This is a genomic window from Lentzea terrae (assembly GCF_003265345.1).
GTDB lineage: Bacteria > Actinomycetota > Actinomycetes > Mycobacteriales > Pseudonocardiaceae > Lentzea > Lentzea terrae.
In genome coordinates this window covers 63,672-87,195 of sequence record NZ_QFWW01000038.1, presented here as the reverse complement: position 1 = coordinate 87,195, position 23,524 = coordinate 63,672, and the positions used below count along the sequence as shown (strand labels likewise).

Here is a 23,524-nt window from a genome sequence, read left to right as displayed (position 1 = left end):
GGCGACCCCCGGATGTTGACACAAACTACTTGAACAATTGTTCCATAATTTTTTGATCAACATCCGGATACTTGACCGGTACGTGAGGAGACACCGGCCACGTCCAAGTGGTTACCCACGAGTAACGTGGCCTAGACTCCCGCCATGACCCTCCAGCTGGTTCTCGGACTCGTCGCCGTAGCGGTGAGCGTCGTCGCCTGGGGCGTGTTCGTCGCTGGCGTGTGGAAGATGATCAAGATCATCCGGCTCGGCCAGCCGGACGGGACCCGCAAGGGACCGTTCTGGCCGCGGCTGAAGACGTTGATCGTCGAGTTCGTCGCGCACACCAGGATGGCCAAGTTCCGCTCGGTCGCCCCCTGGCACTGGATGGTGATGTGGGGCTTCCTGATCGGCTCCGCCGTCCTGTTCGAGGCCTACGGCGAGGTGTTCGACCCGCACTTCCACTGGCCGATCATCGGCACGTGGTCGATCTGGCTGTTGCTGATCGAACTGCTGGGCGTCGGCACCGTCGTCGGTGGTGTGGCCCTGGCGGTCATCCGCCAGCGCAACCACCCGCGCCGCGCCGACCGGGTCTCCCGCTTCCAGGGCTCCGACTTCAAGTCCGCCTACTTCGTCGAGGCGGTCGTGGTCATCGAGGGTGTCGGCATCCTGATGGTCAAGGCGTTCAAGCAGTCGAGCGGCCTCGAGACCGCGCCGCTGTGGACGTCGTTCGTGACGCAGCCGCTCGCCGCGATCCTGCCGGCCGCGCCGATCTGGGTGTCGGTGATGGCGCTGGTCAAGCTGCTGAGCGGCATGATCTGGCTGGTCGTGGTCGGCCGGAACCTGACGATGGGCGTCGCCTGGCACCGGTTCTCGGCGTTCTTCAACATCTACTTCAAGCGCGAGGACGACGGTGGCGTCGCCCTGGGTGCGTTGAAGCCGATGATGTCCGGCGGCAAGGTGCTGGATCTGGAGGAGGCCGACCCGGACAAGGACGTGTTCGGCGTCGGCAAGGTCGAGGACTTCAGCTGGAAGGGCTGGCTCGACTTCTCCACCTGCACCGAGTGCGGCCGCTGCCAGTCGCAGTGCCCGGCCTGGAACACCGGCAAGCCGTTGTCCCCCAAGCTGGTCATCACGCAGCTGCGCGACCACGCGTTCGCCAAGGCGCCGTACCTGCTGGCCGGCGGCTCGCGCGACATGGCCGGCGACGAGGTCGGCCTGGTCGAGGACAAGTACGAGGACTACAAGAAGCGCCTCGAGTCGATCGACGTGCTGGCGATGGCCGAGTCCGAGCGCCCGCTGGTCGGCGGCCCGGACGAGCTCGGCGTGATCGACCCCGAGGTGCTGTGGTCCTGCACGACCTGCGGCGCCTGCGTCGAGCAGTGCCCGGTCGACATCGAGCACGTCGACCACATCGTCGACATGCGCCGCTACCAGGTGCTGATCGAGTCGAACTTCCCGACCGAGCTCGGCGGCATGTTCAAGAACCTGGAGAACAAGGGCAACCCCTGGGGCCAGAACGCCAAGGACCGCCTGGCGTGGACCGAGGGCCTCGAGTTCGAGGTGCCGGTGTTCGACGGCGAACTGGGCGACACCGAGTACCTGTTCTGGGTCGGCTGCGCCGGTGCGTTCGAGGACCGCGCGAAGAAGACCACGCGCGCCGTCGCCGAACTGCTGCACACCGCGGGCGTCTCCTACACCGTGCTCGGCCCGGAGGAGACCTGCACCGGTGACCCGGCCCGCCGCGCCGGCAACGAGTTCCTCTTCCAGATGCTCGCGCAGCAGAACGTCGAGGTGCTCAACTCGGTCTTCGAGGACCGGCCCGTGGGCCAGCGCAAGATCGTCGTGACGTGTGCGCACTGCTTCAACACGCTCGCGAACGAGTACCCGCAGGTCGGCGGCACCTACGAGGTCGTGCACCACACGCAGTTGCTGAACAAGCTGGTGCGCGAGCGTCGCCTGGTGCCGGTCGCCCCGGTCACCGAGGACGTCACCTACCACGACCCGTGCTACCTGGGCCGCCACAACAAGGTCTACGAAGCACCGCGTGAGCTCATCGGGGCTTCCGGCGCGAAGCTGCGCGAGATGCCGCGCCACGAAGAACGCTCCATGTGCTGCGGTGCCGGTGGCGCTCGCATGTGGATGGAGGAGCGGATCGGCAAGCGCATCAACGTCGACCGCGTGGACGAGGCGTTGTCCACCGCGCCGTCGAAGATCGCGACCGGCTGCCCGTTCTGCCGCGTGATGCTCACCGACGGCGTGACCGCACGCCAGTCCGACGGCCAGGCCGGCGCCCACGTCGAGGTCGTCGACGTGGCGCAGATGCTGCTGGAGTCCGTTCGCCGCGGCACGGAGAAGAAGGACATCCCGACCGACGAGGCGCCGACCGGCACACCGCTGCCGGACGAGGACAAGTCGAAGGTCTGATCTGTGCAAAACGCCCCTCGGTCCGATGTGGACCGAGGGGCGTTTTTTCGTCGGCGGGTCAGTCCTTGTCGGTGACCTTGTCGTAGATCACGTTCAGCACCCAGCCGGTCAGGGCGACGATGATCGCGCCCCAGAACGCGGGCCAGAAGCCGTCGACGCGGAACGGCAGGTCGAGCTGCTCGGCGATCCACCCGGTGAGCATGAACAGCAACGCGTTCACGACGAGGCCGATCAGGCCCAGCGTCACCAGGTAGAACAGACAGCCGAAGAACTTCACGAGCGGCTTCACGACCGCGTTCACCAGGCCGAAGATCACCGCGACGCCGAGCAGCGTGAGGATTCTCGAGCTGGTGGTGCCCTCGCCCAGGTCGATGCCGGGGAGGGCGGTCGACACCCAGACCGCCACGGCAGTCAGCAGCACATGCACCAAGATGCCCATGCCGCGCAGACTAGCCGTGGCGGGTCCTAACGGGTCCTAAGTGGTCACGACCGGCGGCGGCGCGCCACGAAGAACGCACCCAGACCGGCCGCGAGCAGCACGCTGCCGAGTGCCAGGAGGCCCAGCGGCGAGGCACCGGTCGACGCGAGCCCGGACTTGTTGCCCGCCTTGGCCACGACCGTCGTGGTCGTGGTGCTCGTCGGTGCGGTGGTTGCCGAAGACGACGACGTGGTCGTGGTCGTGGACGGCTCGGACGTGGTGCCCTTCTCCACGACCTTGATCTTCCGGTAGAAGGGCTGACCCTGGTTCTTGTGGTCGAAGTCCTTGAACCCACCGATGAACGGGCGGGCGAACGGCGAGATCTCCTTCAACTCGGTGCTGGCGAGTTCGAGCTTCATCACGACGGTGATCGACTCACCGGGCAGGAGCTTGTTGACCGTCTCGAACTCCTGCATCGTGCCGGTGACGTTGTCGCTGAGCGAGATCAGCTTGGCGTCCATGGAGCCCAGGCCGAACATGATGACCGACAGCTTGCCGGGGACGTCGCCCTTGTTGAGCAGCTTGAACTTCACCTCGATCTGCTCACCGACGACGTAGGTGTCCTTGGCCGGGCTGATCGTGGTGTCCTCGAGCGCGCCGTCGCCCTTGGGCTCGAAGTAGCGCATGTCGGCGCGGTAGTTGCGCTTCCCGTCGCTGCCCGTCGGGAACGCGAGCGTGCCGGTCACCCAGTCGATGTCGTTGTCGGACTTCGGCTTGGCGAGCGCGAGCCCGTTCCTCCTGAGGTCGGGCGCGTTGACCTGGTACTGCCCCAGCGGCAGGTCGAAGCGGTACGAACCGTCGGCGTCGGACCGGGTCTCGACGTTCACCTCGACGCCCGAGATCGACTTGCCGGTGACCTTGATCAGGCCCTCGTGCGTCTTCTCGTCGTCCTGCTTGTCGCCGTCACCGTTGGCGTCGACGAAGGTGAAGCCCTCGAGGAAGTAGCCGGCGAACCCGAAGTCGGCGTCGGCTCGGCTCTCGGAGAGGATCCACTCCGCGCGGTTGCCCGTGTAGTCGCCGAAGTTGGCGATGCCCACCGCGTACTTCGGCCCCTTGTCCAACACCGCCTTGTACCGGCCGTCGGCCCCGGTCGTGAACTCCCACACGACCTTGTGGGTTGCGGTGTCGACCGCCGACATGCGGAGGCCGGACCTGGGCGTCTCGCCCGCGTCGGGCTTCTTGTTGTTGTTGCGGTCGAGGAAGTTCACCCCCTCGATGGTGATCTTCTCCTGCTGCGCCGCGGCCGACGTGGCCACGGTCGGCAGCAAAAGGGCAGCCGTCATCGCGACGGCGAAAGTCTTCTGCACTGTTCCCCCAGCGTTCGATTTCTCCACCTAGGACATCGGAACGCCAGGGGCACAGTGTTGCGTGATCTGGCTCACTCGGACAGCGGATAACCACCCATGTCGTCGCACCCCTCCCTCTCGCGCCAGTTAGCACGATATCGGATAGTACGAGTTCGTAGCAATTATCCCTTGCTGTCGAGGGCGAGCCTCGTGCGGCGGTGAGCAGGCCCCAGCTCGCCCGAGAGCACCTCCATCACCTGACGCAGCAGGTCGCGCAGGTTCTCGAGGTCACCGCCGGGCAGCGCGGTGAACAGCTCCTTCTCCCGTTCGGCCTGGCCGGCGACGATCTGCAGGAAGATCTCGCGGCCCGCGTCGGTCAGCGTCGCGGGCAACGACCGGCGGTCGCTCGGATCGAGCTCGCGGACCACGAGACCGGCCTTCTCCAGCCGGTCGAGGCGGCTCGTGATCGTCGTCGCCGGGCTCAACGTGCCGTTCGCGAGCTGCTTGGGCGTCAGGCGGTGCGGCGGCCCGATCCAGAACAGGCGGGCGAGGATCTCGTAGTCGGCCCGGTTCAGCCCGTGCGGCGCGGCGATCTCCGTGGCGAGGAAGTCGAGGTACTTGCTGATCTGGTGCACGCGGTCGACCACGCCTTCGACCACCGGATCGATCGCCGGAACCATGGCCCTCCACGACTCGACCTCGGCATCGGTGTCATCCGCACCACGCTTGCCCATCCCACGATGGTAGTTGCGCCCGCATGCAGAACGGCCCGCGTCTCTCCCGGACGCGGGCCGTTCCGTCTTACCCCCTGGTGATCAGCGTCCCCCCGGAGCAGATCCCAGCCTTAAGACACCGCAGGGCCGCGAGATGTTGCCCTGCCCCGCGAATGTCACTCGAATGGCTTAACGATCACGCGGCCAGCCAGTGATCGAGGCCTAAAGTGATCGCCATGAGTGAGAAGCCGCAGGGCTCTGGCGAAAGCACACTCACCGTCGTCCTGGCCCTGCTGGTGAACCTGGCGATCGCGATCACCAAGGCCGTCGCGGGCGTGCTGACCGGTTCGGCAGCCATCCTCTCCGAAGCCGCACACTCGGTCGCCGACACGTTCACCGAGGCTCTTCTGCTCACGGCCCTGCGCCGCTCGGACCGCCCAGCCGACCGCCACCACCCGTTCGGCTACGGCAAGGAGCGCTACTTCTGGTCGCTGCTGGCGGCCGTCTCGATCTTCGCCTCGGGCGCGATGTTCGCGTTCTACGAGGGCTTCCGCACGGTCTTCGGCGAGCCGGAGGAGCAGACCAGGCCGCTGGTCGGCTACATCGTGCTGGCGCTGGCGTTCCTGCTGGAGTCGATCTCGTGGAACCAGGCGTTCCGGCAGGTGCGCCGCGAGGCAGCCGCGCACGGCCGCGGGTTCTGGGACTACCTGCGCATGTCCGACGACCCGACCGTGAAGACGGTTTTCCTGGAGGACTCGGCCGCACTGATCGGTCTCGTGCTGGCGTTCTCCGGCCTCGGCCTGCACCAGCTGACGGGTTCGTCGTTGTGGGACGGCCTGGCCTCGCTCGCGATCGGCGTCTTGCTGGCGTTGGTCGCCTACGTCCTGGCGCGCACCAACAAGGGCCTGCTGATCGGACGGCAGGCGGATCCCGTGCTGGTGAAGGCGATCTGGCGGCGGCTGTCGGAGGAGCAGGAGGTCGACGCCGTCGTGGACGTGCTGACGATGCTGATCGGCACCGACCGCGTCCTGCTGTGCGCACGGCTCGACTTCAACGACGCTCTGACCGCGTTCGAACTGGAGAACGCGTGCGTGCGCATCTCCGCAGAACTGCGTTCAGCGTTCCCGGACCTCGACGAGATCTTCCTGGAACCCGTCCCCCGCACCGATCCGGACCTGCGACGGCGCGTGCTCGACCGCTACGGCTTCTAGCGCCGCGTGTCGGTGCGGTGGAAGTTCAGGTAGGCGCGGCTCGGCGTCGGCCCGCGCTGCCCCTGGTACCGGCTGCCGGCCTGCTTCGAACCGTACGGGTGCTCCGCCGGGCTGGAGAGCTTGAACAGGCACAGCTGCCCGATCTTCATGCCGGGGTGCAACGTGATCGGCAGGTTCGCGACGTTGGACAGCTCCAGCGTGATGTGACCGGAGAAGCCGGGGTCGATGAAGCCGGCCGTCGAGTGCGTGAGCAGACCGAGCCGGCCGAGGCTGGACTTGCCCTCGAGGCGCCCGGCCAGATCGTCCGGCAACGTCACCATCTCGTAGGTGCTGCCGAGCACGAACTCGCCGGGGTGCAGCACGAACGGCTCGTCCGCCGGCGCCTCGACCAGGCTGGTCAGCTCGTCCTGCTGCATCGACGGGTCGATGTGCGTGTACTTGGTGTTGTTGAAGACCCGGAAGAACCGGTCCAGCCGTACGTCGATGCTCGACGGTTGCACCATCTCGACGTCGAACGGGTCGAGCAGCAGACGGCCCGACTCGACCTCTTTGCGCAGATCCTGGTCACTCAGCAGCACCCGGACAGGCTAACCGAGACCTGGGCACAGGGCGTTGCCGCGCTGTGTATGATCGGCTGCGAGCTTGCTCATGCGGGTGTAGTTCATTGGTAGAACGACAGCTTCCCAAGCTGTAGAGGCGGGTTCGATTCCCGTCACCCGCTCGAAACCGGTGACCGGCGTGTGTGTCCGCGAAAAGCGCGGACCTCGCCGGTTTCGGTGTTTTCCTGGGGGCCGAGCCCCCAGACCCCAGCCGGAGGGCACCGCCCCCGGGACCCCCGGCCTGTCCCGCAGCCACCTGGTCGACCGGCAGGGCGCACGCTGGCTGCCCGCCACCATGCTGGTGGCGGGCATGGGACTGGTGCCGTGGCGGCTCTTCGCCAATTTCGGCGATTCGCTGTGGACCGTCTCGGCCAGCGTTCTCTACGTGTTGGCCGCGTTGGCGGGCATCTGGCAGATGTGGCGCATCTGCGTGACGCCGGCCATCGGGTCAGTCGACCGGTAGGCCCCACGGGCGGCGGTCCAACTCCACCCAGCCACCGCCGCGGGCCAACGCAGCGCGCACACCCGCCACGTGCTGAGCGAACGACGCGAGATCGCCGTGCAGCAGCTCGGCGCGTTCGACGTCCAACGGGTGCGTGTCGTCGTGCCAGAGGTCGACCGGGAACGAGGCCACGAACGGCATCGACTGCAGGAGTTGCAGCAAAGCCACCGAAGGCTGGGCGGTCTCGGCCAGGTAGTCCAGGCGGATCAGTTCGCAGGCCGCGAGCAGCTCGCGGACCTGGCGGATGGCGTCGGCAGGGGTGCCGTCCCACGACGGGTCCGGGTAGACGCGGTCGCTCAGCTCCAGCCAGAGCCGCCAACCCGCGGTCAGTTCCGCGTCATCTGCAGGAAGCCACGCACCCATGCCATCCACTGTGCATGCGCACGAGCGCATGAGTCTCGTGACGATGACGCACACCACGACAACCATTGGGTCACACATGCGTCTTGAAGCGCATGACGCGAACGTGGCAAGGGCGCACTGTGGTGCTGAGCCTCGTGGTGGGGATCGCGCTGGGCGCCGTCCTCACGCTGCTCGCCGTGCCGGCGCTCAAGTACGAGGTCGCCGACCACGCCAACCTGCTGACCCGCGTGCTGGCCTACGGCTTCCTGCTCGTGCCCGTCGCGGTGTTCACCGTGTTGAAGAGCCACTTCCCGGTCACGCACACGACTGGGCTCGTGGCGGGTGCGACGGTGGTGCTGGCGGGCACGGCCACCACGTACACCGGCACGCCCATGCCCTACATCTGGCTCGCGGCGGCGACCCTGTTCGGGTGCGCCGCCGCGAGGATCATGAAGAACGAACGCGCTGCTACGCCTTGACCGCTTCCACGTCGGGAGCGTCGGACTTGAGCGAGTCGATCAGGGCGTCGCGTTCTGTCGACGGTTCCGGCTTCGCGAAGCCGATCACCAGGTAGAGGACCAGGGAGACCAGGAGCGGCGTCGAGACGATCAGGGCCTGTGAGACTGCGAAGTCCTTCAGGAACTGCTGTTCGACGTAGAGGAAGATCCAGGTCGACAGACCACCGATGGTCGACGACAGTGCCGCCGTCGGGCCCACCTTGCGGAACCACGGGAGCAGGCCGAGCATCAGCGGGATCGCGATCGGGCCCATTGTGGCCGCCACCAGGGCGATCACGACCTTCAGCACGAAGCCCTTGGTGTCTGCGGTCAGCGCGATGGTCATCGACAGGCCGATGAACAGGAACGTGGTGATGCGCGCCAGTTTCAGTTGGGCGTCCGCGGTCATCGCACGCGCGCCCTTCCAGAGGCGCGGCAGGATGTCACGGGTGATGACGGCGGTGATGACGTTGGCGTCGGAGGAGACCATCGCCATCGTGTGGGAGAAGAAGCCGGCGAGGACCAGGCCGATCATGCCCGCGGGGAGCATGGCCTTGCCCATCTCGACGTAGGCCTGTTCGGCGTTGGCACCCATGCCCGGCACGATCAGCGGTGCCGCCCACATCGGGAAGAACAGGATGAGCGGCCACACCAGCCAGAGGAACGCGGACAGCAGGGCCGATCGCTTCGCCGCGAAGCCCGACGGGGCCGCCATGTAGCGCTGGGCCAGGTTCCACATGCCGCCGTTGTACTCGAGCGTCTTGATCAGGAAGAGCGCCATGAAGAACGTCAGCGTGTAGGGGCCGGTCAGCGGATCGCTGTGGCTTTCGGGGAGCTTGTCCCAGATCGTCCACATGAAGTCGAGGCCGCCGAAGTGGGAGGCGACCGCGAAGAACATCGCGAAGCCCGCGAGGCCCTGGATGATGAACTGGCCGAAGTCCGTCAGCGCGTCGGCCCAGAGGCCGCCCAGCACCGAGTAGACCATCGTGACGACGCCGACGAGCGCGATGCCCCACGGGATCGGGACGTTGGCGAAGCCCTGGAGCAGCAACGACACGGCGACCCACTTGGCCGCGATGTCGACGACCTTCAGGCCCGCGCCCGCCCACGCCATGAGCTGCTGGGTCGGCACGTTGTAGCGGATGGCCAGGTACTCGAGCGGCGACTTCACGTCGTGCTTGGCGCGCAGCCGGTTCCAGGCCGGCGCCCAGAGGAAGGCGCCGATGCCGACACCGATACCGATCGTCAGCGACCACCAGATGTAGACCGTGAGGCCGAGCCGATACGCCTCCGCCGCGAACGCGACGAACATGACGGCGCTGTACCCGGACATGTGGTGCGAGATGCCCGACAACCACCACGGCATCTTGCCGCCCGCGGTGAAGAAGTCGGCGATGTTCCTGATCCGCCCGCGGGACCAGAGCCCGATGCCGACCATCACCACGAAGTAACCGGCGACCACGATCCAATCGAGGGTGCCCATGTGACCTCCTTGCGTGCACACACGTGTGCCCGCGAGAGCACCAGGCCTAGTGGCGGCGGGAACCTGGCACATCCGCACGGGATATGTGACGTAGGTCTTACGAGACTGTTGCCCCGGGGCGGAAGACCTTGGACGGTCTTGAATCACATTCGTGACCCTTGTTCATCTACATGAACTCGCCTTTCCACGTCACACGTCCAGGGGAACCACGTCTCACCTCCAGAAGCACGAACGGAGGTGTTGATGCTCCCGCCAAGCCGGCCTGCCCCCGGTGTCGCGTTGATCGACCCCGTGCCGCTCTACCGAGAGGGCCTGTCCGCCCTCGTCAAGCGGACCGCCGGCCTGCGCTGGCTCGGTTCGACGGGCGATCTGCACGCCGCCGTTCGCCTGCACGAACGACTACGCCCCGACGTGCTGCTCGTCGACTCCGTGCTCGACCCCGTCGGCCACCTGGCGCGGCTGCTGGTCGAACGGGACCCGCTCCTGCTGATCATCGGACTGGTCCGCGACGCCCACTCGCACGCGAACTACGTGACGTCCGCGCTGGAAGCCGGGGTGCGCGGCGTGGTGCCGCGGTCGGCCCAGCCGGAGCAGATCGTGCGGGTCATCGCCGAGACCTGCCGGACGCGCGGCTTCGTGCACCCCGACCTGCGCCCACGGGAACGGCCGACGCTCACCAGGCGCGAGTACGAGGTGCTCACGCTGATCGCGGACGGTCTGGAGAACCAGCAGGTCGCGGACGAGCTGATCGTGTCCGTGGAGACCGTGCGGACCCACGTGAAGGGCATCCTGCGCAAGCTCAGCGCGCGCGACCGGACGCACGCCGTGTCGCTGGCCTACCGGTCAGGCCTGCTGGTCGGCCGCCCAGCCGTGCTCGAGTAAGCCGAACACCTCGTCGGCCGCCCGCTCGCGGTCCTCCCGGTCGAAGATCACTTCGCGCGCCTCCAGGGCGAACCTGGCCAGCGCCGCGCACCTGACGTCGTCGGCCGGAACACCGGTCTCCTCCGCGATGGCCCGCGCCAACGCGTCCTGATGCCGCGTCCACATCCGGTGTCCGTAGTCGCGCAACGCCGGCGTCTCCAGCACCAGTCGCTGGAAGATCTCGAACTGCGGGTGGTCGGCGTGGCCCTGCGCGGCTCGCACGAAGTGGTCGCGCAACGCCATCGGGATCGACCTGTCGCCGCGGTTGCGCACCACCGCGACCAGTGCCGACTCCTGCTCCTCGTCCTCGTCGAAGAGCAGCGCCTCCTTGCTGGGGAAGTGCTTGAACAGCGTCGTCACCGACACGTCCGCGGTGTCGGCGATCTCCTTCACACCCACCTCGTCGAAACCGCGCTCGAGGAACAGCCTCGTGGCCGCGTCGGAGATCGACTTGCGGGTCTGCAGCTTCTTCCGCTCACGGCGGCCGAGCTCGGTCACCGCATCACCATACCGCATTGGTTGAGCGAGTTAAAAAGTGTAGTGGTTGCACTTTTTCAGTCGATACGCTTTCATGGAGACATGACCACACCACGCATCGCCATCGCAGGGGCCGGACTCGGCGGCCTCACCTGTGCCCGCGTTCTCCAGCTGCACGGCTTCGAGAACGTCACCGTCTTCGAGCGCGAGAGCTCGCCGGAGGCCCGCCAGCAGGGCGGCACGATCGACCTGCACGCCGACAGCGGCCAGGAGGCCGTTCGCGCCGCGGGCCTGTTCGACGAGTGGCGCGCGCTCGCCCGCTTCGAGGGCCAGGAGCAGCGCAAGGTCGACCCGCTCACGGCCGAGCTGATCGAGCACGAACCGCCGGAAGGCGACTTCCGCCCGGAGATCGACCGCGGCCAGCTCCGCGAGCTCCTGCTCGACTCGCTCGCACCGGGGACGGTCAGCTGGGGCCTCGGTGTCGGTTCGGCCAGGCCGGGCGAGGTCACCTTCCTGGATGACTCCACGGCGCAGTTCGACCTGGTCATCGGCGCGGACGGGGCCTGGTCACGGGTGCGCGGGGCCGTCTCGCCCGCCGTGCCGCACCACACCGGCGTGCTGTTCGTCGAGACCAGGCACGACAACGACGGGCAGATGCTCGCTCTGACCGGCCAGGGCACGATGGTCGCGGACGGCGACGGCCTGATGTTGTGGGTCCAGCGCAACAGCGGCAATCACATTCGCGCGTACGCGTGCATGCGCGCGCGTGAGGATTGGCGGCCCTCCAACGCCGAGCTGCTGGAGCTGTACGCCGACTGGCACCCCTCGCTGCAGGCGTTCCTCACCGGCGAGCTGATCCACCGGCCGCTGTACGCGCTGCCGGTGCCCCACACGTGGGAGCACACACCGGGCGTGACCCTGCTCGGCGACGCGGCCCACCTGATGCCACCGCTGGGCGTCGGCGCGAACCTCGCGATGCAGGACGCGGCCGACCTCGCGCTCGCGCTCGCCCGCGACGGTGTCCGAGACGGCGTGCCCGCCTACGAATCTGTCATGTTGCCCCGCGCGATCGACGCACAGGAGCGCACGAACGCCGGACTGCAGGACATGGTCCCCGAGCGCCCGATACGCGTCTGACCGGCGCTCATGCACGATTCAGGCCGGTTGCGGGAGTGTCTACTTCGCCACCAGTGGGTGGTCGCTCTTGCCGGGGTTACTGTCGGGTAATACTCTGTTGTTACCGGTCAGTAGGCGACCCCGCCGCGACCCTGAGGAGTGAGCTGACGAGATGGGCCACTACAAGAGCAACGTCCGGGATCTCGAATTCAACCTGTTCGAGGTCTTCAACGTGCAGGACCACCTCGGCAAGGGGCCGTTCGAGCAGTCCGACGAGGACACCGCGCGCGGCGTTCTGGCCGAAATGAAGACTCTCGCGGAGGGTCCGCTCGCGGACTCGTTCGCCGATGCCGACCGCAACCCGCCGAAGTACGACCCGGCCACGTTCTCGGCAACCCTGCCGGAGTCGCTGAAGAAGTCGTACCAGGCGATCTGGGACGGCGAGTGGTACCGCATGTTCCTGCCCGAGGCGCTGGGCGGCTTCGGCACGCCGCCGTCGGTCGCCTGGGCCGCGTCCGAGATGATTCTCGGCGCCAACCCGCCGATCTACATGTACCTCGCCGGCCCGAGCTTCGCGACGGTCGTCTACAACAACGGCACCGAGCGCGACCAGCACTGGGCGCAGCTGATGATCGACCGCGGCTGGGGCGCCACGATGGTGCTGACCGAGCCGGACGCCGGTTCCGACGTCGGTGCCGGTCGCACCAAGGCGATCAAGCAGGACGACGGCTCCTGGCACATCGAGGGCGTGAAGCGCTTCATCACGTCCGGTGACCAGGACCTCACCGAGAACATCATGCACATGGTGCTGGCGCGTCCCGAGGGCGAGGGCATCGAGGCGAAGCCGGGCACCAAGGGCCTGTCGCTGTTCCTCGTGCCGAAGTTCCACTTCGACCCGCAGACCGGTGACCTGGGCGAGCGCAACGGCGCCTTCGTGACCAACGTCGAGCACAAGATGGGCATCAAGGCGTCCACCACGTGCGAGCTGACGTTCGGCCAGCACGGCGTGCCCGCCAAGGGCTGGCTGCTGGGCGAGGTGCACGACGGCATCGCGCAGATGTTCGACGTCATCGAGTACGCCCGCATGATGGTCGGCACCAAGGCCATCGCGACGCTGTCGACCGGCTACCTGAACGCGCTGGGCTACGCCAAGGAGCGCGTCCAGAGCGCCGACCTGACGCGCATGACGGACAAGACCGCCCCGCGCGTCACCATCACCAACCACCCGGACGTGCGCCGCAGCCTGATGCTGCAGAAGGCGTACGCCGAGGGCCTGCGCGCCGTGTACCTGTACACCGCGACGTTCCAGGACAAGGTGATGCTCGGCGGCGACGACGCCAAGCTCGCGGCGGCGGTCAACGACCTGCTGCTGCCGATCGTCAAGGGCGTCGGCTCGGAGCGCGCGTACGAGCAGCTGGCGCAGTCGCTGCAGACCCTGGGCGGCTCGGGCTTCCTGCAGGAGTACCCGATCGAGCAGTACATCCGGGACTCGAAGATCGACTCGCTGTACGAGGGCACCACGGCCATCCAGTCGCTGGACTTCTTCTTCCGGAAGATCATCCGCGACAAGGGCCAGGCGCTCGCGTTCATCAACGGCGAGATCCAGAAGTTCCTCGACAACGAGGGCGGCAACGGTCGCCTCAAGGAGGAGCGCGCGCTGCTCAAGCAGGGTCTCGAGGACCTGCAGGGCATGCTCGGCTCGCTGGTCGGCTTCCTGACTTCGTCACAGGAGGACGTCCGCAACCTCTACAAGGTCGGCCAGAACTCGGTCCGCCTGCTGATGACCGCGGGTGACGTGCTCGTCGGCTGGCTGCTGCTGCGCCAGGCCGAGGTCGCGCTGGAGAAGCTCGGCGGCACGCCGTCGGCCAAGGACAAGGCGTTCTACGAGGGCAAGGTCGCCGTGGCGTCGTTCTTCGCGAAGAACGTGCTGCCGGAGCTCACCGCCCGCCGCAAGATCGCGGAGTCCACCGACAACTCGCTGATGGACATCGACGAGAGCGTCTTCTAAGACGCCTGCTCGGCAATAACGACGGGTCCGCGCACCTCCTGCCCGAGGTGCGCGGACCCGTTTTTCATGCCACGAGCAAAGGACCGACGACCGCGCCGATGTTGAACGCGGCAGTCGCGTACGAGCCGGCCATGGTGGGCGCGCCCGCCGCGTGGTGCAGAACGCGCGACCGCGAACGACACCAGCCCCAGGACGAACACCAGCGGCAGCAACAGGAGCGGCTCCCGGCCGAGCAGCCCGAGACTTGCCCAGCCGACGAGCACCAGCGGCCCGCCGATCAGCACGACGGGACGCGGTGCGGAGTCCGACAGCCTGCCGCCGACGGTGACACCGGCGAACGACCCGGCCCCGAACAACACCAGCGCCACGGGCACCCACCACTCGCTCAACCCGGCTGCGTCCGTGACCACCGGGGCCAGGAACGTGAAGTGACCGAACGTCACCGCGTTCACGATCACCGAGAGCACGATGACCAGCATCAGCCGCGGCTTCGCGAGCTCGGCCAGTTCCGGTCGCAGCGCAGGAGTCCCGGTGCGGTTGCTGCGCGCGGGAATCCCCTTCAGGACCCCGATCGCCGCCGGGACGCAGAGCAGAGCGACCGCGAGAAACGTTGCCCGCCAACCGAGTGCGGTACCGAGCAACGAACCTCCCGGCACACCGGCGATCGTGGCCACTGTGGTTCCTGACAACAGCACGGCGAGCGCGCGCCCACGCCGTTGCTCTGGCACAAGTGCGGAGGCCGTTGTCAGTGCCACAGCGAGAAAGCCGGCGTTCGCGAGGGCGGCGACGACCCTGGTAGCGAGCAGCACAGCGAAGTTCGCAGTGATAGCCCCAGCCACGTGTGCGGCCAGGAAGACGACGACGAACCCGAACAGGCTGATGCGCGGCGACCAGGCACGGGTGAGCACCGCCATCAGCGGTGCACCGACCGCCTTGCCGGCGAACGCCGAGGTGAGCAGTCCGGCTGTGCCGACGGGCACGCCGAAGTTGTCGGCTGTGGCCGGCAGCAGACCGGCGAGCATGAACTCTGAGGTGCCCATGGCGAATACGGCCAGGGCGAGCAGGTAGAGCGAGAAAGGCACGGAATGACTCCGGAGGCGAAGAGGTTTTCGGGGCTGACGGCTAGACCGCAGCCCCGAACCTGTTCGCCTCCGGACTCACCACGAGCAGCACGCTACTGGCGCTGCGCTGGTGAGCGCACGCCGTTATCCCGGTGGGCGCGAGCCGCCACGAAGCAATAGACGCCGAACGCCGCGATGCCGATCGCGACCGCGGACAGCAGGTACATGCCGTAAGGCTGTGCTGCCAACGTCTTCAGCGCCTTGTCCATGCCACCGGCCTGCTGCGGATCGGCGTAGATCGCGGCGAGTCCGATGAGGACACCGATGACGCCGTACGCGGTGCCCTTGCCGATCCAGCCGATCCGGCCGACCGGCTCGATCCACGACGGTGCGCGGCTCATGTCGAGGTCCTTCTCGAAGGACTTCTTGATTCCCTTGTAGACGATTACGCCGGCGATGATGAGCACGCCGATCGCGACCGCGCCGACGATCCACTGGCCGCCGGGCCAGCCGAGCACCTGCGCGGTCAGTTCCTGCTGCTGTTGCGTCGTGTCTCCGGCCGCGCCGCTCGTCGCGTACTTGAAGGCACCCAACGCGATCGCGCCGGCGGTGATGGCGCGGGCGCCGGAACCGATCCGCTTGGAGATCCGCTTGCGCTTCTCGCTGCGGTACGAGTAGCCGACGAAGGCCAGAACGACCTGCCAGAGCGCGAAGAAGACCAAGCCGATGCCGACGGCCCAGAGCAGCCAAGCGCCGTTCGCGGCGAGCTCGGTCAGCGCACCCTTCGAATCCGTCCGCTCGGCGCCGCCGCCGAACGCGACCTGGAGCGCGAGCCACGCGATGAGCACGTGGACCGCTCCGTACACAACCATCCCCACCCGCCCCAACGTCTGGACGGCGGGGTGTCTTCGCGCCTCATGCGCAACAGTGGCCACGAGCGGGGGCTACCCACTCGTGGCCACTCACGAACAACTGTTGCGACGATCAGCCGCCGGGTGGCGGTTCGCAGATGATCTTGAACTGCGGGTCGTAGCGGACCGTGCGCGACTCGGTACGGGTCTGGCCGCTGCGGCGGTCCTTGATCGTGCGGGTGTCCGTCACCGAGAAGCCGGGGGCGCCGTTGCTCGGCGCGCAGCCGGGCTTGTCGACCTTCTTCTCCTGCGGCTGGGTGGGGTTGAACTCGCCGCTGGTGGAACCGGTGACTTCGTAGTTCTTGGTGCCCCACAGCCGGATCGTGATCGAGGACGGGGTCCAGATCGTCTGGATGGCGACGCCCGTGTCGTCCGGGTTCGTGAACGCGATGTCGATCAGGCTGTTGCCCGCGCCGTCCATGAACACCGTGGCCTCACGGCCCTTCGGGTACCGCGTGATCCAGTAGCTGTGCTCCTTGTGGCCCGCGTCCTTCATGCCCGCGTAGTAGTACGCGTTGTAGAGCGTGGTCGCGAACTGCGAGATGCCGCCACCGACCGCCTTGCCGGGGATGCCGTTCTCGATGATGCCCGCCTCGACGTAGCCCTGTGCGCTGCCGCGGGGGCCCGTGTACTTGTTGAGGCTGAACGTCTCCTTGGGCTTCACGATCGCGCCGTTGACCTTCTCGGCCACGACCCGGATGTTGACGCCCGAGGCTGCGGCGAAGCCACCGGTCTGGAACTCGCCGATGACCTCCTTGATGCCCATCTTGTTCGCCTGCTCGGTGGTGACCTTCGCGGGCGTGTGCTTGTACTCGAACTTGACCTCGCGCGCGTCGGTCTTCTGCAGCGTGTCGAAGTACGGCTGGAGGTTCTTGTCCCAGTCGAGGTCGAGGCCGTCCACCGACTCCTTGACGGTCGGCCGGCCGCCCTCGAACACGATCTGGGCGTCCTTGCCCTGCTTGACCGTGTCCTTGAGCTGCGGCGCCGCGGCCTCGGCGAGCTTGTCCTTGTTCGGCTTCACGTTGAGCGAGCCGCCGTCGCCGGGCTCGAACGTCAGCGTGCTGAAGATCTGTTCCGGCGTGAGGTTCGCGTCCTTGCCCTCACCCTTGATCTTGACCGGCCCGGACACCGCGGTCTTCACGACGTCGTTGAGCGCCTTCTCGACGCCCTCCTTGGTCGTCTTGACCGGGGTGAAGTCCATCGGGACCTCGACCGGGTTGCCGGAGGCCCAGTTCGACACGACGACGTTGACGGCCTCCTCGGCCTTCAGCTTCTGGCCGTTGTGCGGCTCGACGGCGACGGCGGCCGCGTTCTCGAACTTGATGGTGCCCTCGGTCGGCTCGTGGTCGAGCTTCGGCCGCAGGGCCTCCAGCGCGCCGGCGACCTTCGTGTCGTCACCCTTCGTCGCGACACCGACCTCGCGGCTGGTGAAGAACGAGGTGACGCGCGTGACGGGGCTGAGCGGCTGGCTGCCCGCACGATCGATCGTGGCGTTCCAGTCGAGCTCCAGACCCGCTGCCTTGGGGTCGAGCTCCGCGGTGACGTCACCGGCCTTGAGCGCGACGGGCTTGCTCAGCCGCGGGCCGATCTCGTCGCGGAGCTTCTTCTCGGCCTCGCTGTGGCTCATGCCGCCGACGTCGACGCCGGCCACTGTCACGCCACGCGGCACGTTGCCGCTGGAGACGAGGATGTCGAGGCCGTAGAGCAGGCCGAACGCGCCGACGACGGCCGCGGCCACGATCAGGGCCTTCTTCTTGCCGTTCTTCGGAGCTGGTTCGTCCTCGCCCGGCTCGATCATCACGGGCCCGTAGACGCCCGAGTCCTCCGGCGTCTGCTGCGGCGGCGTCACCGGCTGCATGAACTCGGTGGCGTCCTCGCTCGCGGGGAAACCCACACCGGGCACGGCAGCGCTGATGGTCGGCTCGTTGTCCGGCTCCTCCGACGGCCACGCGTCGGCAGGCCCGCCGGTGTGCACGGGCGAAATCTTCGTCGTCTGCTCGGAGGCGGTGCCTCCCGGGTTGACCGGCGGCATCGCTCTCGTCTTGTCAGCGTCGTACGGCACAGCTCTCCCCGTTGCCCTGTCTCTCCACTGAGGCGGCGTATACGTGTGTAGCTATCAGGCCAAAATCACGAACCGGCGGCTCACAGGTACAGACCAGTACCGTGTTCGGTGAGTTCGCTGGCAACTGCGTGCAGATCGCGTTCCCTCATCACGAGATACGTGGCGCCTTGCACCTCGACCTCAAGCTGATCTTCCGGGTTGAACAAAACCCGGTCGCCCACCTTCACGTGCCGCACGCTGGTACCGACTCCGAACACGCTGCCCCACGCCAACCGCTTGGCCATCTGGGCCGTGGCGGGGATCACAATGCCTCCGCTGGAACGCCGCTCGCCGTCTTCCGGCGAGATGCGGACCATGACGCGGTCGTACAGCATCTGGATCTCGAGCTTGACATCAGGCACCAGCAGAGTCTACGTGCCCTGCTGAGGTGCCTCGTCCATGCCGCCCATGAGCAGGGGCAGCCGGGTAGGTGCATCGGCAACCACTCGAATCGGCACCCCCCAGTCCTGCCTGGTCAGACGGCAGACCGGGTGTTCGTCGGCAGGATCGTCACTGCAACTGGCCGCCTGCGCTACGACGTGCAGAACGCCGTTCGTGATCTGATCGTTGATCCGCAACGCCCGTACCAGTTCGGTGCTGACGCCCGCGCCTTCCAAGATCAGCTCGGGCGGTGAGCTGGTGATCTCCAGCCGCGTCGAGGGTCCGTACCTTTCGTCCAGTTTGGTCCCTTTGGGCGGGGTGAAGATGACGGCCAGTTCGAACTGTCCTGGCGCGATGTCCGTGCTCGGGCGCTTCACCTGGTGCTCGGCGCCGTCGATCTTGGTGGCGGCTGCGGAGAACCGTTCGAGCCGATGGGCGGCGCTGGCCACCACGACGAGCTCGCCGTCGATCTGGAGGGCGTCGGACGGTTCGGCGATGTCCGTCGCGATCGTCGTCAGGGTGTCGGTCTCGGGGTCGTAGCGCCTGATCGCGTTGTTGTAGGTGTCCGAAATGGCGATCGAATGGTCACTGAGGACCGTGACGCCCAGCGGGTGCTGCAGGAGGGCTTCTTCGGCGTCGCCGTCCTTGTGTCCGAACGCGAACAGGCCCTTGCCGATGACGGTGTGGACCTCGCCGTGCTCCAGGTAGCGGAGTGCGCTCGTCTCGGAGTCGACCATCCAGAGCGTCTCGCCGTCCGCTGCCAGTCCGGACGTCTGCGCGAAGAAAGCGCCTTCCGCGGGCCCGTCGTTGATGCCCTCGACCGTGGTGCCCGCGAGCCGTTCGGTCGTGTTGGTCGCGGGGTCGAAGAAGCTCAGCGTGTGGTTGCCGGCCATGGCGATCGCGACGCCGCCGTTCCACCACGCGACGTCCCACGGGCTGGTCAGGTCGATCTTGTCGGCCGGCCCGTCGGTCTCGCCGTCGCGCCACTGCTCGCCCGTGCCCGCCAGCGTCGTGACCTCGCCGGTCTCCAGGTTGAGGCCCCTGAGCAGGTGGTTGACGGTGTCCGCGATCACGACGTCGTAGCCGTGGGTGTTGGGGACCAGCGTGAGCCCGGCCGGCTCGGAGAAGGTGGGGTTCAGGCCGTCCGCACGGCCGCGTTCGCCGGTGCCGATGCGGCGGATGACGGTCTCGCCGTCGGCTTCGAGCTCGACGATGCTGTGGTGGGCCGAGTCGCTGACCAGGATCGTGTTGTTCTTGGTGACGATCGCCTTCGCGGGGAACCTGAGCGTCGTGTTCTCCGGCTCGGGCGCGACGTACGGGCCGTTGCCGCGGTGCAGCGTGCCTTTTTCTTCGTGCTCTTCTGTGAGTTCCCTGATGATCGTGTCCAGCGCCTCGACGTGCCCCTCACCTGCGGCGACGTGGACGACGTAGCCCTCGGGGTCGATCAGGACGAGCGTGGGCCAGGCCTTGACGGCGTAGTGCTGCCAGGTCGTGAGCTCCGGGTCGTCCAGAACCGGGTGGTGCACCTCGTAGCGCTCGACGGCGGCCTTCAGGGCCTCCGGGTCGGCCTCGTGGACGAACTTCGGCGAGTGGACGCCGATGGTGACCAGGACGTCCTCGTGCGCCTTCTCGAGCGGTCGCAACTCGTCGAGGACGTGCAGGCAGTTGATGCAGCAGAACGTCCAGAAGTCGAGCAGCACGATCTTGCCGCGCAGGTCCTTGAGGCTGACCTGCTCGCCGCCGGTGTTGAGCCAGCCACGTCCGACCAGCTCGGGGGCGCGGACACGGGCACGGCGTTTTGCAGTCGTCACGGCCGTATCCAACACGGTGGGACGGACGTGTGTTCCGCCGTCCACGATGTGGGCGCCGAGTCAACTCGGACGCGATCAGCTCACACCCTGATCAACTCCGGTTCCGAGCAGAACAACTCGGAGGTCGCGAACACCTCGACGCCAAGGAAGCCCTGATTCGGTGTCGTCCCAGAGTTCGACGAGCTCCGAATCCGCCGCGAGCACGCGGTCCAAAGCCAGAACGGCGAGCGCCCGCAGATCTGCCGAGAAGATGGGCAGTGGCTGATCAGGGCCGTACGCCGTGGTGATCGGTTCTCCTCCGGGGCACTGCGCGGCGATCAGTGCGGCTGAGGCCACGACCTCGCACCCTTCGTTGCTGTCGAGATACCCGTCGGTCTCGATCGTGCGGATCAACGCGGCCCGAACGATGTTCTCCCGTTCATCCTCGGCGGCCTCGTCCAGCGTGTACGAGAAGTCCGCTGCCGTGTCGTTCTCGAACGGACCAATACCCCAAGTGCCCATTGTGGTCTCCTGACATTGATGTCCGAGGATCGTTGCAGTGCGCACCGACGTCACGTGGCCGGCAGCTTCAGCCCCGGCTTCTCGCCCTCGTCGAACACCGGCATCACCCGCACGACCGCTTCCGACAGGTCGACCTCGCCGCCTGCGAACCGGGCCCCGCGGAACGACACCTCGCCGGCGTTGAACTCCGCGCCCTCGAACTTCACGCGACCACCGGTGAACTGGGAGTTGTCGAACGTCACGCGCGCACCGTCGAAGGTCGCGCCGCCGAACCACACCTCACCGCCGCTGACCGTCATCCCGTCGAACGAGATCCAGCCGCCGGAAAAGCGCGCCAGGCTGAGGAAGAACTTGCCCGACGGCATGCGGATGCCCGAGAAGTCCGCCGAGCGCAGCACCGCGCGGACCAGGTCGAAGTCGTGGCCCTGCCAGCTGACCGGCGCACCGTCGCGCAGGTGCTGGGCGATCACGCTGGTGATCGACAGGCGCACCTCGGACTCCGCGTCGTGGAACCACTCCGACGTCAGGTCCGGCTCGTACGGGATACGGAGGTACGCGCAGAGGACGTCGATGCACGTCTGGCGCTGCTGCGGCCACTCGTCGGCGAGCGAGGCCAACGCGTAGACGCCGGCCAGGCGGACGGTCGGCGCCTCGTTGCCGATCTGGTTGCAGGCGGCGCCGAAGCGCTCGTTCAGCAGCTTCAGGTGTTCGCGGGTTTCGGCGGACTCGCTGACGCGTTGTTTTCGGTAGGCGACGACCAGAGCCACGACGCCGCCGACGCCCGCGACGATGGTCAGGGCAACCTTGATGATGTCGAGTCGCGAGCTCGACGCCGTGGGAAAACCCAGTGCTGCCCACAACAACGCGGCCGCGAGGGCGAAGACCGTTAGGCCGATCAGCACAACTGCGCTTATGTGCCTTCTGATTGACCAAAGTTGTCCCGAATCCACGATGATGGACGGTAACCGCCCAGCTGAACCTTTTCGCCGTTTACGGCGTAGAGGACGCCGGGAGGTGCGTGATGGTGGAGTACCTGGTGATCGGTGCGGGACCGGCAGGCCTGCAGATCGGGCAGTTCCTGCACCGGGCGGGCCGCGACTACGTGATCCTCGAGGCGGCGCCGGAGCCGGCGAGCTTCTTCCGCAGGTTCCCGCGGCATCGGATCCTCGCCACGGACGACAACACGTTGTTCGACGGCGTGTCGTTCGCGCGGTACAGCAAGCGGGCGTATCCCAACGCGGACGATTTGGTGCGGTATTTGGAGGACTTCGCGCGACCGTTGCACGTGCGGTACGACACGCCGGTGAGCGATCTGGGGCAGTACCAGGCGCGGCACGTCATCCTGGCCACCGGCAAGAAGCCTTACGTGCCAGGCATTCCGGGGATCGAGCACGCCGAGACGTACGCGAGTGCCAGCACGGATCCGACGAGGTACGCCGGGAAGCGGGTGCTGATCATCGGGCGGGGGCGCAGTGCGTTCGAGACGGCCGACAACATCGCGACGACCGCGCGGGTCACGCACACGGTCGGGCGGGCGGTGCAGCGGATCGTCAAAGAGGGCAACGAGTTCGTGGCGTTGATCGACGGGACCGGGGAGCTGCGGTACGACAAGGTGATCGTGTGTGCCGGGTTCCGCAGGGACACGAGTCTCGACGTGCCGAACGCGCACGTGCTCACCGGCGACTCGATCAAGGCGATCCGGCATGCGGCGCGGGCGTTGCACCGGACGTTGGAGGCTGAGCACCACGGGGTGCCGTGGCCGCATCGGAAGCTGCGCAACCGGCCGGACTCGTTGGCCGCGACGGTCGCCGTCCGGGCCAAGCAGATTCCGGACGGGCTGGCGGATGTCGTTGTGCCGCAGGGGCAGCACGCGATCCTTTACGACGAGATGCCCACGACCGAGCGCAACGGGTTCGTCGTCACGAGCACGCAGATCAGCCACTACCGGAAGAACGAGCTGATCGCGGTGGAGCGCCGGTTGCACCGCAAGCCGCTGGAGAGGTTCTTCTCGCAGCAGCTCGCGGTGCCGTGCATCTCTTAGGCGGGCAACGTGCGGGCGAGGAACGCCGCGGTCCGGTCCCAGGCGCGGCCGGCGGCGTCCTCGTCGTACCAGGGGCCCAGGTGGTTGAGGAACGCGTGGCCCGCGGGCTCCAGGGCGATCTCGGCGCCGTCGTGCGCCTCCACCGCGTCCACCACCTTCTGGTACTCGGTGATGAACGAGTCCTCGGTGCCGAAGTGGAACAGGATCGGGCAGGACACCTGGTCCAGCGTGCCGATCTGGTCCGGCACGCCGGAGCCGTAGAACGAGACGGCGGTGTCCGGGTCCGAGCCGGCCGCCGCCGCGTAGGCCAGGGTGCCGCCGAGGCAGAAGCCCAGCACGCCGACGCCGCCGGTGACCTCCGGCAGGCCGCGCAGGTACTGCACCGACGCGATGACGTCCTGCACGGCGAGCGGGAAGTCGAGGTTCTGCACGACCTCCATCGACTTCTGGATGCCGGCCTCGTCGTGCTCGCCCACCCAGCCCGGCTGGAAGCGGTGGAACAGCTCGGGGACGGCCACGACGTAGCCGAGCGCCGCGAGCTTCTCCGCGACGCCGCGCAGGTAGCCGTCCAGGCCGAAGATCTCCTGGATCAGGACGATGCCGGGGCCGGAACCGGACTCGGGCAGCCACACCGGCAGCGGCATGTCGTTAACTCGATGGGTCATAACACGATCCTGC

The 23,524-nt window shown here is 67.3% G+C and carries 22 protein-coding genes, 1 tRNA gene and 1 pseudogene; 9 read left to right on the top strand and 15 right to left on the bottom strand.

The window, feature by feature from the left end; translation table 11 throughout:
• Nucleotides 1-144: 144 nt before the first annotated feature.
• Nucleotides 145-2,406 carry a (Fe-S)-binding protein gene (locus tag DI276_RS47095; RefSeq protein ID WP_112276574.1) on the top strand — a complete coding sequence of 754 codons (2,262 nt, stop codon included), beginning with the start codon at nt 145-147 and terminating at the stop codon, nt 2,404-2,406.
• Nucleotides 2,407-2,464: 58 nt separating this feature from the next.
• Here DI276_RS47095 and DI276_RS47090 read toward each other — a convergent pair whose 3' ends face one another.
• The 3 genes from DI276_RS47090 to DI276_RS47080 all read right to left on the bottom strand — a co-directional run bounded on the left by DI276_RS47090 (nt 2,465) and on the right by DI276_RS47080 (nt 4,904).
• Nucleotides 2,465-2,845, bottom strand: coding sequence for a phage holin family protein (locus DI276_RS47090; RefSeq protein WP_112276572.1), 381 nt, complete (start codon nt 2,843-2,845; stop codon nt 2,465-2,467).
• A gap of 44 nt (nt 2,846-2,889) precedes the next feature.
• On the bottom strand, nt 2,890-4,191 hold the full coding sequence (locus tag DI276_RS47085) for a hypothetical protein (protein ID WP_112276570.1): 1,302 nt from the start codon (nt 4,189-4,191) through the stop codon (nt 2,890-2,892).
• Nucleotides 4,192-4,352: 161 nt separating this feature from the next.
• Nucleotides 4,353-4,904 (bottom strand): MarR family winged helix-turn-helix transcriptional regulator, encoded by a 552-nt coding sequence (locus DI276_RS47080; RefSeq protein WP_112276568.1) that lies wholly within the window; start codon nt 4,902-4,904, stop codon nt 4,353-4,355.
• A gap of 215 nt (nt 4,905-5,119) precedes the next feature.
• On the opposite strand from DI276_RS47080, the gene DI276_RS47075 reads away from it, so the two are divergent.
• Nucleotides 5,120-6,094 carry a cation diffusion facilitator family transporter gene (locus tag DI276_RS47075; protein ID WP_112276761.1) on the top strand — a complete coding sequence of 325 codons (975 nt, stop codon included), beginning with the start codon at nt 5,120-5,122 and terminating at the stop codon, nt 6,092-6,094.
• Here DI276_RS47075 and dcd read toward each other — a convergent pair.
• Complete coding sequence (dcd, locus tag DI276_RS47070; RefSeq protein ID WP_112276566.1) at nt 6,091-6,672, bottom strand: dCTP deaminase; 582 nt, start codon at nt 6,670-6,672, stop codon at nt 6,091-6,093. The genes DI276_RS47075 and dcd overlap by 4 nt on opposite strands.
• Before the next feature lie 72 nt (nt 6,673-6,744).
• On the opposite strand from dcd, the gene DI276_RS47065 reads away from it, so the two are divergent.
• Nucleotides 6,745-6,815: transfer RNA gene (locus tag DI276_RS47065), tRNA-Gly, on the top strand.
• 188 nt (nt 6,816-7,003) lie between these two features.
• Nucleotides 7,004-7,156, top strand: coding sequence for a hypothetical protein (locus DI276_RS50610; RefSeq protein ID WP_232837406.1), 153 nt, complete (start codon nt 7,004-7,006; stop codon nt 7,154-7,156).
• On the opposite strand, the gene DI276_RS47060 is transcribed toward DI276_RS50610, so the two are convergent.
• Nucleotides 7,142-7,558 carry a hypothetical protein gene (locus tag DI276_RS47060; RefSeq protein ID WP_112276564.1) on the bottom strand — a complete coding sequence of 139 codons (417 nt, stop codon included), beginning with the start codon at nt 7,556-7,558 and terminating at the stop codon, nt 7,142-7,144. The genes DI276_RS50610 and DI276_RS47060 overlap by 15 nt on opposite strands.
• Before the next feature lie 92 nt (nt 7,559-7,650).
• Here DI276_RS47060 and DI276_RS47055 point away from each other — a divergent pair, with 92 nt between their 5' ends.
• Nucleotides 7,651-8,016, top strand: coding sequence for a hypothetical protein (locus tag DI276_RS47055; RefSeq protein ID WP_157985382.1), 366 nt, complete (start codon nt 7,651-7,653; stop codon nt 8,014-8,016).
• Here the strand turns inward: DI276_RS47055 and DI276_RS47050 are convergent.
• Nucleotides 8,006-9,517: a sodium:solute symporter family protein gene (locus tag DI276_RS47050; RefSeq protein WP_112276560.1), complete on the bottom strand. Its 1,512-nt coding sequence runs from the start codon at nt 9,515-9,517 to the stop codon at nt 8,006-8,008. The two genes, DI276_RS47055 and DI276_RS47050, sit on opposite strands and share 11 nt — an antisense overlap.
• 243 nt (nt 9,518-9,760) lie before the next feature.
• Between DI276_RS47050 and DI276_RS47045 the strand changes: the two genes are divergently transcribed.
• Nucleotides 9,761-10,399, top strand: coding sequence for a response regulator transcription factor (locus DI276_RS47045; RefSeq protein WP_112276759.1), 639 nt, complete (start codon nt 9,761-9,763; stop codon nt 10,397-10,399).
• On the opposite strand, the gene DI276_RS47040 is transcribed toward DI276_RS47045, so the two are convergent.
• The gene (locus DI276_RS47040; RefSeq protein WP_198681333.1) at nt 10,361-10,936 is read right to left on the bottom strand and encodes a TetR/AcrR family transcriptional regulator; all 576 of its coding nucleotides are present in this window, start codon (nt 10,934-10,936) and stop codon (nt 10,361-10,363) included. The genes DI276_RS47045 and DI276_RS47040 overlap by 39 nt on opposite strands.
• Before the next feature lie 81 nt (nt 10,937-11,017).
• Between DI276_RS47040 and DI276_RS47035 the strand changes: the two genes are divergently transcribed.
• Both DI276_RS47035 and DI276_RS47030 read left to right on the top strand, forming a co-directional pair.
• Entirely contained in the window at nt 11,018-12,052 is a 1,035-nt protein-coding gene (locus tag DI276_RS47035; protein WP_112276556.1) for an FAD-dependent oxidoreductase, read from the top strand.
• 151 nt (nt 12,053-12,203) lie between these two features.
• Nucleotides 12,204-14,039: an acyl-CoA dehydrogenase gene (locus DI276_RS47030; RefSeq protein ID WP_112276554.1), complete on the top strand. Its 1,836-nt coding sequence runs from the start codon at nt 12,204-12,206 to the stop codon at nt 14,037-14,039.
• A gap of 67 nt (nt 14,040-14,106) precedes the next feature.
• On the opposite strand, the pseudogene DI276_RS47025 reads toward DI276_RS47030, so the two are convergent.
• The 7 genes and pseudogenes from DI276_RS47025 to DI276_RS46995 all read right to left on the bottom strand — a co-directional run.
• A pseudogene (locus tag DI276_RS47025) lies at nt 14,107-15,121 on the bottom strand (Cmx/CmrA family chloramphenicol efflux MFS transporter); the annotation flags it as partial.
• A gap of 92 nt (nt 15,122-15,213) precedes the next feature.
• Nucleotides 15,214-15,972 carry a DUF1206 domain-containing protein gene (locus tag DI276_RS47020; protein ID WP_112276552.1) on the bottom strand — a complete coding sequence of 253 codons (759 nt, stop codon included), beginning with the start codon at nt 15,970-15,972 and terminating at the stop codon, nt 15,214-15,216.
• Between the two features lie 112 nt (nt 15,973-16,084).
• Complete coding sequence (locus tag DI276_RS47015) at nt 16,085-17,869, bottom strand: VanW family protein (RefSeq protein ID WP_408610648.1); 1,785 nt, start codon at nt 17,867-17,869, stop codon at nt 16,085-16,087.
• Nucleotides 17,870-18,153: 284 nt separating this feature from the next.
• Complete coding sequence (locus DI276_RS47010) at nt 18,154-18,447, bottom strand: GroES family chaperonin (protein WP_112276755.1); 294 nt, start codon at nt 18,445-18,447, stop codon at nt 18,154-18,156.
• A gap of 36 nt (nt 18,448-18,483) precedes the next feature.
• A complete protein-coding gene (locus DI276_RS47005; RefSeq protein WP_232837403.1) occupies nt 18,484-20,304 on the bottom strand; it encodes an NHL domain-containing thioredoxin family protein in 1,821 nt (606 codons plus the stop codon).
• A 75-nt stretch (nt 20,305-20,379) separates the two neighbouring features.
• Nucleotides 20,380-20,805, bottom strand: coding sequence for a DUF4259 domain-containing protein (locus tag DI276_RS47000; RefSeq protein ID WP_112276550.1), 426 nt, complete (start codon nt 20,803-20,805; stop codon nt 20,380-20,382).
• 50 nt (nt 20,806-20,855) lie between these two features.
• Nucleotides 20,856-21,707, bottom strand: a complete 852-nt coding sequence (locus DI276_RS46995) for a pentapeptide repeat-containing protein (RefSeq protein ID WP_112276548.1) — start codon at nt 21,705-21,707, stop codon at nt 20,856-20,858.
• 119 nt (nt 21,708-21,826) lie between these two features.
• Between DI276_RS46995 and DI276_RS46990 the strand changes: the two genes are divergently transcribed.
• Nucleotides 21,827-22,846 carry an NAD(P)-binding domain-containing protein gene (locus DI276_RS46990; RefSeq protein ID WP_112276546.1) on the top strand — a complete coding sequence of 340 codons (1,020 nt, stop codon included), beginning with the start codon at nt 21,827-21,829 and terminating at the stop codon, nt 22,844-22,846.
• Here the strand turns inward: DI276_RS46990 and DI276_RS46985 are convergent.
• Nucleotides 22,843-23,511, bottom strand: a complete 669-nt coding sequence (locus DI276_RS46985) for a dienelactone hydrolase family protein (RefSeq protein ID WP_112276544.1) — start codon at nt 23,509-23,511, stop codon at nt 22,843-22,845. The genes DI276_RS46990 and DI276_RS46985 overlap by 4 nt on opposite strands.
• Between the last annotated feature and the right edge of the window lie 13 nt (nt 23,512-23,524).